This window comes from Streptomyces sp. LMG1-1-1.1 (genome assembly GCF_040815545.1).
GTDB lineage: Bacteria > Actinomycetota > Actinomycetes > Streptomycetales > Streptomycetaceae > Streptomyces.
On sequence record NZ_JBFPNH010000098.1, the window covers coordinates 124,392 to 134,144 of the forward strand.

Sequence of the window (9,753 nt, forward strand, 5' to 3'; positions counted from 1 at the left end):
GGCAGGCTTATGCCGACATGCGGGCGTCGGTGTCGAACAGTTCGCGTTCGGCCGGGTGGAGGATGTGCTGGGTGATGAAGGACCGGCCGGCGACCTTCCATAGGCCCCGGCCCTTGGTCAGGGCGGACACCGCCTGGGTCTCGACGCCGGTCAGGCCGAGCAGCGACGCGGCGGCGGCGAGTTGGTCGGGTTCCTGGCGGTAGATGATGCGGGTGGAGCAGTCGGCCAGGAGGCCCTCGGCCAGGACCCGGCCGCGCGAGCCGGCGTCGCCCGCCGAGAGCAGGTCCGACAGCCGGTGGATGACCATGAGGTTCGCGATGCCGAGACCGCGGGAGAGCTTCCACTGGCTCTGCATGCGTTCGAGCAGGCCGACGTGCCTCATCAGCCGCCACGCCTCGTCGTAGATCACCCAGCGCCGGCCGCCGTCGGGGTCGGCGAGGGCGGACTCCATCCACGCGCTCGCGCAGGTCATCGCGAGGACCAGGGCGGTGTCGTCTCCGGAGCCGCCGAGGCGGGAGAGGTCGATGGAAAGCATCGGCGCGGTCGGATCGAACGCCACTGTTGAGGGGGCATCGAACATGCCGTTGAGGTCACCGTGGACCAGGCGGCGCAGGGCGTGCGCGAGGTCCTGGGCGGCGGACCCGAGGTGTCCGGCCTGGTGGCCGAGGGCTCGGTCGAGGCGTTCGGGCGAGCCGAGGGCGTGCGCGATCTCTCCGAGCAGCGGCACGGTGCCCCGGGCGGTGGCCTCGGCGACGACCAGGTCGAGGGCGAGGTCGAGGGCGGTGTGCTCCATCGGCAGCAGGTCGCGCTTGAGGACGGTGCGTGCCAGGCCGGCCAAGAGCAGGAGACGGCGCTTTCGGACCTCGGTGGCCCAGTCGTCCTCGCTGACGGAGGTGGGCCGGGCCGGGGCGTCCAGTGGGTTCAGCCGGCCCGGGAGGCCGGGGCCCAGGGCGATGCTGTAGCCGCCGAGGTCCTGTGCGACGCCGGTCCACTCGCCTTTCGGGTCGCAGGGGATGTAGATCCGGTAGCCGTGGGCGATCGACCGGGTGGCGATGGACTTCGCCAGCGCGGACTTGCCCATGCCGATGATCCCGGCGAGGACCGCGTTGGGGTTCGTGAAGCCCTCGATCCGGCCGCTGCTGTACAGCGAGAAGGGATCGAAACAGAAGGCGGCTTCGGCGTGGACGTCGCGGCCGATGAAGATGCCCTCCGCCCCCAGGCCGCCTTCGGCCACGAAGGGGTAGGCCCCCGAAGCGGTGGCGGTGGTCATCCGGTGGGCAGGCAGGCGGAGCTTGCCGCCCCGGGCCGAGGTCGAACCGGGACGACCGGTCGGCGGGTAGGTCGGCCGCAGCTCTGGGTCGAGGGTCTGCTCGGCGCGGTGCTTGGGCGGCGTTCCGGCGAGGCGCGCCTGACGGCGGGCCTCGGCGAATCCGGCTCGGGCGGCCCGCTGCTGGGCCCGCGAAGCCTTGTGCGGCACGTACAGGGGAGAGGCGCTGGCGCGGGTACGGGGCATGAACGTTTCTCCAGACAGGTGATGGGGTCAGCGGCGGACGAGGCCGGTGAACGGCGTGTGCAGCTCGGCCGGGGTGGTACGGCGACGGACCAGGTGCGCGGCGCGCTGGTGGCGCTGGCAGACGGTCAGCTCCGGTGCCCCTTCGGGCAGGCCGGCCTGGCAAGCCTCGGGTTCGGGCACCTCGCCCGAATCCGGCCGGGGCGCCGCGTGGTACGCGGCGTGGACGTGGTCGGCGGCCTGCCAGATCCGGGTGCGGGCGGCGCGAAGCTGGTCACCTTCGATCGGTACGAGCTGACCGACGCGGAGGGCGTGGGCGTCGAGCAGCCCGTGCACCGAAACGAGATGCGCGTGCAGAGCGTCCAGCTCGGCCCGGCTGGTGACGAGCGGGCCGCCGGGGAGATTGAGCGCGCGGTGGAAGTCGAGCGCGGCGGTGGCGAAGGGCACGAAGTCCTGCGCGGTCGGGCTGGCGGTGCGGGACATGAGGGTGCTCTTTCGAAGGGAGGGAAGGGCCGGCGTCAGGCGGCGAGCGCGAGCGGCAGGGCGGCGGCGGTGAACGCTTCGGCCTGCTGCCAGGTCAGCGGCCGGACGTCGAGCTGGGCGCCGACGGCGGCGGTCTCCACGACCGCGCAGGCGGAGCGGAGTTCGTCCTCGGAGTCGGCCGAGACGGTCAGCAGCCCGGTCAGGGCGACATCGGCGTGGCCCGCGATGAGCTGGCGCTCGCGGGACTTGATGTCCTGGTACTCGATCGAGTCCGCCTCGGAGTCGACCTGGCCGCGCCGGGCCCGCTCGGCGGCATCGGCGATCACGCTGGCCTTCTTGCGCTGGACGTCGCGCAGTGCGGCGTCCAGACCCTTCGGCTCATAGGAGAGCGACAGCGTGCGCCGGACGCCGCCGGTGAACAGGAGCTGGTGCAGGAAGCCGGCCGACGTTTCAGTCCTCGGCCAGTTCTCCACCCAGTACGTGGCATGGACGGCCGAGTCGGTCGCGATGTGGTCCGCCTTCTCGACGACCACGACGGGTCCGGCGGCCGCAGGCTCGGCCTCGGGACGGCCGGCGGTGGACCACCGGTCCAGCGCCGTGAGGGCCTTGGGGTCATAGGCCGTCCGCACGACGGCGGCGATCTTGCGGGCAGTGAGCCAACCGGTGGGGTTGAGCCCGGCGGTCCGCGCGGCCTGGTCGAAGGTGGAGGTCAGCTGCGCCAGAACGCTGAAGGAGCCGGTCAGGCCACCGCCGGCCTGGTTGATCAGCCGTCGCGCGGCCTTGGTGTCCAGCGCCACCGCGACGTACGCCTCGTGGGGTGCCGCCGCCGGGCCCGCGCTCTGGATCAGCTCGCCGTAGATCGTGCCGGCCATGGGGGCGTGGGGTCGGCCGTGCTCTTCCCAGTAGCGGCGAAGCGCGTCGCCGGAGTCCGGGACGGTGCGCTCGATCACCTGGATGCGGGCGATCTGCCCGGTACGGGCCAGCGCGGCCAGCGCGCGTCCCCAGCCGTTGACGTTGGCCTGCTGGGTGCCCGGGTCGAGCAGCGCGTAGGCGCGGGAGGAGACCTTGACCACGGCGGTCAGCGTGCCGCTGTGGGGATCGTGAACCGCACCGTACCTACCGTCGGGGGAGGTGACCACGCGCAGGCTGGCGGCGGTGCCGGGAAGGTGGAGGACTCCTTCGCGGGTCGGCCGACGGGAGGGCCGGGTGAGCCAGACGAGCTGGCCGCGCATCCGGCGCAGGACGTACCGGGTGACGATCGGAGCCCAGTCCGCCAGGGCACGGCCACGGTGGCGGACGAAGACGAACAGGGAGATGACGGCCCACAGCGGGATGAGCTGGAGGGCGCCGACCACGCCGCGGGTGAGGACGACGGCGAGAAGGAGAAGGCCGGTGAGGCCGGCGACGATCAGCTGCGGGGCGGTCAGGCCGAGCAGAATGCCGCGCCTGCTGCGGTGGGGGAACTTCACGGTGGCTGTAGAGGCCTGGTGCTTGCCGGACATGGTGATTCCAGACGGTGGGAGCGGGCGAAGGACGGGGCGCGCGGCGCTCTTCTGGAGGTCATGGGGGACTCCAATGCTGGTCGGTCAGGGTGGGGCGGGCCGCGGTGTACAGCCCGCCCCGGGTGTGATGGGTCAGGAACCCGACGTCGGCTGGGTGGGGAACACCCAGTTCGTCGGGGTCGGAGAACCGGTGGCCGACGGTCCGGCGAGGGTCGGCGGCGCAGTCGCGGGGGCGACAGGCGGCATGGAGGTCATGCTGCCGCCCGGTGCAGAGGCGCCGACGAGATAATCGGAACTGGGAGTGACGCCGTGGACGCCCACCTCGGACCCTTCCGCTTCGTCCCCGCTGGGACGCGTGATCAGCGGTGGGATCCCGGGCCGCTGGATCAGGGCCCGGCCCTTGTCGCCAGTCGCGTTCGGGTCCTCGCCGTACCGGAAGCGGGTCTGCTGCTTGGGCGGACCGGCGTCGATACCCTCCTTGCTGAGGTTGCCGCCGGCAGGATTGATGCCGGCGGCGACGCCATCGGCGCCCGCACCGGGGACCTGGTTCGGCCCCTGGGGAGCAGGAGCACCGGTGCCGGCCTGCATCGCCAGGGTGCCCGCGGTCTTCGCCGCCCCGGCGGCGACCGCCATGCCGGCGACGCTGGTGCGGTGCAGGTCGTCGTGGCCTCCGCCATCGCTGGCCCAGTGCACGAACTTGTACGTCGCGTACGGGCAGAGCAGCACGAGGACCATCACGACGATGCCCGCCATCGCGTCGGACAGGGCTGCCATCCCGTCGCTGGCGTCGCTCTTGCCCATGGCGGAGACGCCGATCAGGAAGACCACCGTCATCAGGAGCTTGGAGACGACCAGGGTGGCAGTGGCCTCAATCCAGCCGCGCCGCCACCGCTTGGCGACCTCCCAGCCACCGCCGGCACCGGCGAACACGGCGAGCGAGACCATGATCAGGACGCCGACCTTGCGGGCGACCATGACGCCCCAGTACAAGAAGGCACCGATCGCGCACCCGAGGGCGACCAGGGCTGGGACACCCCAGCCGAGGCCGTACATCGCCCCCAACTGGTTGACCTTCACCACGCGCCGGATCGCATCGTCGACGGAGGTGTTGGCTGCTTGAAACAGTCCGTCGGAGAGAGCGTCGACCACGGTGATGGCGACAGACGTGAAGGCAATGGCGGAGAAGCTGAAGAGGACGCCGGTCATGGTGCCGAACGCAGCCTGAGCAAGAGCGCGTTCATCGCGTCGCCAGGCCGCGGTCATGAGCTGGATGCAGAAGATGCCGACGGTCAGAGCGAGCCCGATGGGCAGCAGGAGCTCGTAGTTGTCCCGGAACCATCCGGCGTTGAGGTCGATGGCGGTCGTCTCGTTGACGGCCTTGGCGGCGAGATCGGCCGCGCTGGCCGCCAGTTCACCCATCGACTTCGCGATCCACGCGCCGATGCCGTCCGTGACGGTTCCGGCGGGGTTGGTGGCGAAGTCGACGGCGCCGCACACCTTGTCCATCAGCGGGAAGTCGCAGACTCCCATGGCGACACCTCCTTTCCTGAACGGGGATTAGGGCGCGACGGACGGCATGACGCCGACCAGGGCGCAGGGGTGGTCGGGCCGGCACTGGACCGCGAGGGTGGTGGCACGGCTCTCCGCGCCGCCGGCGGGCGAGCCCTTCCAGGCGATCGACTGCTTGCCGGAGACCGTGACGGCGTAGACGTAGCCCTGGGTGATCGCCCCCGGGTCTTCCTGAAGGGCCCGGGTGAACGCGTTCGGGAAGTGGCCCTCGTACACCTTGGCGGTGACGAACTGGCCGTTGGCGGCCATCTCCTTCCACAGCACCGCCGAGGGGAAGACCTTGTCGACCGAGGCCGGGTCGGCGTACTTGGTCTCCGTGGTCAGCCACCCGTGCAGAGCCTTCCGCAGCTCGGGCTGCGAGTACGCACGGGTGTCGTAGGACCAAAGCGCTGCTGCGGCTGCCTTCCCGTACGCGATCGGGTCATGGGTCTTCGGCGGGACCGGAAGAGCATGGGGACGGGTGTGCGGCGTGATCGGCCCGGACGGCGACGCTGGTGAGGAGGAGGCCGTGGGTGAACTCGGTGGTGGAACAGGAGTTTCGGCGGGGCTCCTGCCGTCGCGGGAGAGGTACGCGGCCAGGCCGGCGAGGGCGACGAGTACCGCCAGGACGACGGTGCCGAGCAGCGCCCGGCGGCGCACGCGAGATGCGCCGCCGGGGTGGGTGGAGTGCTGAGCCATCAGTGGACCTGCGTCCCCAGCGTGCTGAAGAAGGCCACCACGCCGTTCGCCGCACCGAGCAGAAGAGCTGCGCCGGCGCTCACCAGCACGCCCTTCTTGCCGTTGGCCTCCGCCTGGTGACCGCCCGAGTGGTGGCCCCAGGCCCACACGCCCGCGCTGACGGCGAGGGCGCCGACCACGGCGATGAGGCCGAAGAGGTTGATCGAGCCCATCACCTGCTTAAGGACGGACAGGCCCGGCAGACCACCCTCGTTCGGCTTGATTCCGGGATCGTAGGCGAGCTGTATGACCTGGTCGGCGAGATACATGGAGAACTCCGGTTCGATTGCGCGCACGCCAAAACCCACTGGGGCGAAGCGGCGGTGCGAGGAAAGGGGAGAGGGGAAGAAGCGCCGGTCAGACGACTCGGCGGGCCGCGAGAATCCGCGGTTTCCAGGAGGCGAGGGTCGTGATGCGGACAACGTCGCCGGGGCGCGGGGCGTGGACGATCAGGCCCTGCCCGATGGCCATGCCGACGTGCTCGGGTACGGCGGCCGTCCCCTCGGTGAAGAGCAGGTCACCCGGCTGAAGGGCATCCACCGACACCGCCTTGCCCTCCTTGACCTGCGTGTACGTCGTGCGCGTCAAGGTGACCCCGGCGGCCTTGTACGCCTGCTGCATCAGGGAGGAGCAGTCGCACCGGCCCATCGCTTCGTTGCCGTGGGAGTCGGTGCAGCTCCCGCCCCACTGGTACGGCGTGCCGAGCTGGCCGAGCGCCCACCGGATCGCCGTCTGGACCTTCGGCGGAGCGTTGGCGGGGATCTTGTACTCGGCCGGCACAGCGCCGGGCGGGATGGTGCCGAAGTCGGTCAAGTCCCCCTCGGCACTGCAACCGCCCGCAGTACTGGGGAGAGGACTGCCGGTGCCGGCCGAGCCGGACGGCGAAGGGTCCTGTGACGCGCCACCAGCCTTCGGTAGCAGGGGCTCGATGGCCTTCTGCAGAGAGGTGGCCAGGGGCTCCCACTTGGCGTACGCCTCCGGGAAACCCGACCGCTGCACCGCCTGGGCGGCCTGCGTGACGGACAGGGACTGCCAGCCCGAGACCCTCCGCAGCCCCTCGTAGAACTTGGTCGAGGCATGCACCGGGTCGAGGATCTCGTTCGCCGTGCCCCAGCCCATCGACGGCCGCTGCTGGAAGAGACCCAGCGAGTCGCGGTCGCCGTAGGTCAAGTTCCGAAGGCCGCTCTCCTGCAGGGCGGTCGCCAGGGCCACGACCTGCCCCCGGGCCGGGATGTTCATCGCGACGCCGGTGGCCTGGATCGTCCTGGCGTTGGGCACCTGCTCGGCCGGGTCGTCCAGACCCGGCACGGAGAGTGAGCCCTCGTCGCCACCGTCCAGGATGGCCTTCACCTGGGTGGCGACGGCGGCGGTATCCACATCCTGTGCCCCGCCGGTCGAGCAGGAGGCCGAGGCGGTCCCGGCCCCAATGGCGAGAATCGGAACGGCCATCAGCAGCGGAGCGATTGCGCAGAGACCGACGACGCCCTTGGTGGTCTTCTTCATCGCCGCCGCCGTTCACCGAGGCGGCGGTGCCGGCCGGGTGATGGCGTCGGGTCGGGGCGCGGATGTATCAGGGCATGCTGCATCGCAGCGGCTCCTCGGTGTTCGTAGGAGGCGCGGTGCAGACTTCTCGTGCAAAGCCGTCGGCACCGCGCCGATGTGTATCCGCCGCTCGGGCGGGCCCAGGTCAGAGGAGTTGGTAGCTCCCGGACGCCGGTCTCAGGTCATGCGCGGCAGCCAGCCGCGCTCGTAATCTCAGGCAGTACACCGGGGCTCCTGACGGTGTGTGGGAAGGAAGAGGGCACCGTGCCTGCGATACCGCTCGACTGGACGAGACAGCACGGATAAGCGCAGGTCAGCGGGGGTGGAGCGAGGCTCCTGCCCGGTGACACGGCGAGACAGTAGACCGGGATTCCGGCCGCACCAAACGACTCCCGGACGAGGGCCAGCAGCACGGCCCGCCTCGTTAGGTACGGCCGGAGATCGCCACTAACCTCCAGCACAACCCCGCACCGGAAGAACGCCGTTGAGCGCTGCCCGGAGCGGGCCCAGCCCCGCCATGCCCTGAGAGAGGCACTCCCATGAGCTACACGCTGCACCGAGGCGACGCCCTGACCGTGCTGAAGTCCCTTCCGGACAAGAGCGTCAACGCCGTGATCACCGACCCGCCGTACAACTCCGGCGGCCGTACGAGCTCGGAACGCACCGGACGGACCGCGCGCGCCAAGTACGTCACCAGCAACAGCGCCCACGACCTCGCCAACTTCCCTGGCGAGAACCGCGACCAGCGCTCCTACCGCTCCTGGCTGACCGAACTGCTCACCGAGGCGTACCGGGCCTCGACCGAGCACGCGGTGGCCATGGTCTTCTCCGACTGGCGCCAGGAACCGACAACGTCCGACGCCCTGCAGATGGCAGGGTGGACCTGGAGCGGCACCATCCCGTGGATCAAGCCCGCCAGCCGGCCCCGCAAGGGCGGGCCGAAGCAGGACTCCGAGTTCATCATCTGGGGCGTCAAGGGATCCCTCGACAACACCCGCGACCTCTACCTGCCCGGCCACTACATCGCCTCCCAGCCCCGTAAGGACCGGGTGCACATCACCCAGAAGCCCGTCGAGATCATGCAGCAGCTCGTGCAGGTCTGCCCCGAGGGCGGCACCGTCCTCGACCCGTTCACCGGCAGCGGCTCCACGGGCGTCGCAGCTCTTCGAGAGGGCCGTCGCTTCGTGGGCGTCGAGCTGTCCTCGCACTACGCCGACGTGGCCGAGCAGCGGCTCCGTGCAGAGCTGACCAAGGACGACTTCGACCTGGCCGGACCGGAGGCGTGATCATGAGAGCGGAGAGAGCCTGGGACCGGCGGGCCGCAGACGCCGAAGGGCGACTGGAGCATCGAATGACCGATGCGCCAGCCGCCCTCCTCGTTGCGTCAAGCTGCCTCGAAAGCCCGCCGGATCAACGGCGCCGCCTTCTCCAAGTCCGCCGCCGAGACGAGGCGCACCTCCAGGTCCCCCGTCCCGAGATGCCCGATACCGCGCATGTCCCGGGTGAAGCCCTCCTCCAGCACGACCGAGTCCGGGTCGAGTCTGAGATAGACCAGGATCGCCTCGTGCTTCGGACGGAAGATCACCGATGCCACGTTCACCAGCCGCCGGTAGGCGATGTAGTGCCGCAGCGGCGCCACCTCGACCTCGCCCCACGCCGTGAGCGCCTCGTCCAGCTCCGCGTACAGGTCCCGCAAGGACTCCGGCACGAGCCCGGCACCTGTCGGCGCAGGAGTCGCCGGGGCCGCCGGCGCGCTGTCACCCACCGCGTCCCGCTCACGGCTCCGCCGAGACGAAGAGGCGCTCGGAGAGCCGGGCGAGGAATCGACGAGCAGCAGGCTCAGCAGGCCGCCCTCGAAGACCCGGTAGCGCACCAGGTCGATGCGCTCGGGCAGCCACTGCACGGCCACACGGTCATGGTGGGAGAAGCCGGCCGCGATGCAGACCATCCGCGGACGCCGCCAGTCGATCGACTCCGCCGCCTCCGCCCCCAGCATCTTCCGGACGAGCGCCTCGAACTCGTGCTGCGCCGAGCGCAGCCAGGACAGATACGAGACGGCCTGCGACAGCACCCCGCTGTCGGAGCCCCTCTTGAACTCGATCACGACCGGGCTGCCGTTCTCGTCCAGCCCCAGCGTGTCGATCCGCCCCCGGTGCCACGGACCAGTCGCATACTCCGACGCCACGAACCGGATGCCGAGCATCTGCTCCAGACCGGCCTCGACCCGCCGCTGCAGCTCCACCTCCAGCGCCACCGTCGAACCGGACAGCTCGACATCCCGCCCGTCCGCGTCCTGCCGGAACAGCATCAGCTCGGCCACCAGCGCCCCTCCCATGATCCCTGTAAGAGGACCAATCGACGGGGGGCTCCGCGTATTCCGCCTTTGTGCAGCGGGAAACGGTCGGCCGAAGCCCTGGCACATGTCAACCG

At 70.7% G+C, this 9,753-nt stretch carries 9 protein-coding genes; 1 reads left to right on the top strand and 8 read right to left on the bottom strand.

The features are described from left to right. Nucleotides 1-7: 7 nt before the first annotated feature. The 7 genes from MRBLMG1_RS36820 to MRBLMG1_RS36850 all read right to left on the bottom strand — a co-directional run bounded on the left by MRBLMG1_RS36820 (nucleotide 8) and on the right by MRBLMG1_RS36850 (nucleotide 7,284). Nucleotides 8-1,513, bottom strand: a complete 1,506-nt coding sequence (locus MRBLMG1_RS36820) for an ATP-binding protein (protein WP_367828515.1) — start codon at nucleotides 1,511-1,513, stop codon at nucleotides 8-10. 27 nt (nucleotides 1,514-1,540) lie between these two features. Beyond that, complete coding sequence (locus MRBLMG1_RS36825) at nucleotides 1,541-1,993, bottom strand: DUF6238 family protein (RefSeq protein ID WP_367828516.1); 453 nt, start codon at nucleotides 1,991-1,993, stop codon at nucleotides 1,541-1,543. A gap of 35 nt (nucleotides 1,994-2,028) precedes the next feature. Beyond that, nucleotides 2,029-3,495, bottom strand: a complete 1,467-nt coding sequence (locus MRBLMG1_RS36830) for an SCO6880 family protein (protein WP_367828517.1) — start codon at nucleotides 3,493-3,495, stop codon at nucleotides 2,029-2,031. 132 nt (nucleotides 3,496-3,627) lie between these two features. Next, a complete protein-coding gene (locus MRBLMG1_RS36835) occupies nucleotides 3,628-5,025 on the bottom strand; it encodes an SCO6881 family protein (RefSeq protein ID WP_367828518.1) in 1,398 nt (465 codons plus the stop codon). A gap of 27 nt (nucleotides 5,026-5,052) precedes the next feature. Beyond that, on the bottom strand, nucleotides 5,053-5,742 hold the full coding sequence (locus MRBLMG1_RS36840; protein WP_367828519.1) for a hypothetical protein: 690 nt from the start codon (nucleotides 5,740-5,742) through the stop codon (nucleotides 5,053-5,055). Further along, complete coding sequence (locus tag MRBLMG1_RS36845; protein ID WP_030195549.1) at nucleotides 5,742-6,050, bottom strand: DUF6112 family protein; 309 nt, start codon at nucleotides 6,048-6,050, stop codon at nucleotides 5,742-5,744. The genes MRBLMG1_RS36840 and MRBLMG1_RS36845 overlap by 1 nt, the downstream gene beginning before the upstream one ends. Before the next feature lie 88 nt (nucleotides 6,051-6,138). Beyond that, on the bottom strand, nucleotides 6,139-7,284 hold the full coding sequence (locus MRBLMG1_RS36850) for a C40 family peptidase (RefSeq protein ID WP_367828520.1): 1,146 nt from the start codon (nucleotides 7,282-7,284) through the stop codon (nucleotides 6,139-6,141). Between the two features lie 578 nt (nucleotides 7,285-7,862). On the opposite strand from MRBLMG1_RS36850, the gene MRBLMG1_RS36855 reads away from it, so the two are divergent. After that, on the top strand, nucleotides 7,863-8,609 hold the full coding sequence (locus MRBLMG1_RS36855) for a DNA-methyltransferase (protein WP_367828521.1): 747 nt from the start codon (nucleotides 7,863-7,865) through the stop codon (nucleotides 8,607-8,609). A gap of 98 nt (nucleotides 8,610-8,707) precedes the next feature. On the opposite strand, the gene MRBLMG1_RS36860 is transcribed toward MRBLMG1_RS36855, so the two are convergent. Continuing rightward, nucleotides 8,708-9,643 (bottom strand): DUF5655 domain-containing protein, encoded by a 936-nt coding sequence (locus MRBLMG1_RS36860; protein WP_367828581.1) that lies wholly within the window; start codon nucleotides 9,641-9,643, stop codon nucleotides 8,708-8,710. Nucleotides 9,644-9,753 lie beyond the last annotated feature (110 nt).

Coding starts and splice junctions, on each gene's coding strand:
- MRBLMG1_RS36820 (WP_367828515.1), bottom strand. CDS start 1,513: ATGCCCCGTACCCGCGCCAGCGCCTCTCCCCTGTACGTGCCGCACAAG.
- MRBLMG1_RS36825 (WP_367828516.1), bottom strand. CDS start 1,993: ATGTCCCGCACCGCCAGCCCGACCGCGCAGGACTTCGTGCCCTTCGCC.
- MRBLMG1_RS36830 (WP_367828517.1), bottom strand. CDS start 3,495: ATGTCCGGCAAGCACCAGGCCTCTACAGCCACCGTGAAGTTCCCCCAC.
- MRBLMG1_RS36835 (WP_367828518.1), bottom strand. CDS start 5,025: ATGGGAGTCTGCGACTTCCCGCTGATGGACAAGGTGTGCGGCGCCGTC.
- MRBLMG1_RS36840 (WP_367828519.1), bottom strand. CDS start 5,742: ATGGCTCAGCACTCCACCCACCCCGGCGGCGCATCTCGCGTGCGCCGC.
- MRBLMG1_RS36845 (WP_030195549.1), bottom strand. CDS start 6,050: ATGTATCTCGCCGACCAGGTCATACAGCTCGCCTACGATCCCGGAATC.
- MRBLMG1_RS36850 (WP_367828520.1), bottom strand. CDS start 7,284: ATGAAGAAGACCACCAAGGGCGTCGTCGGTCTCTGCGCAATCGCTCCG.
- MRBLMG1_RS36855 (WP_367828521.1), top strand. CDS start 7,863: ATGAGCTACACGCTGCACCGAGGCGACGCCCTGACCGTGCTGAAGTCC.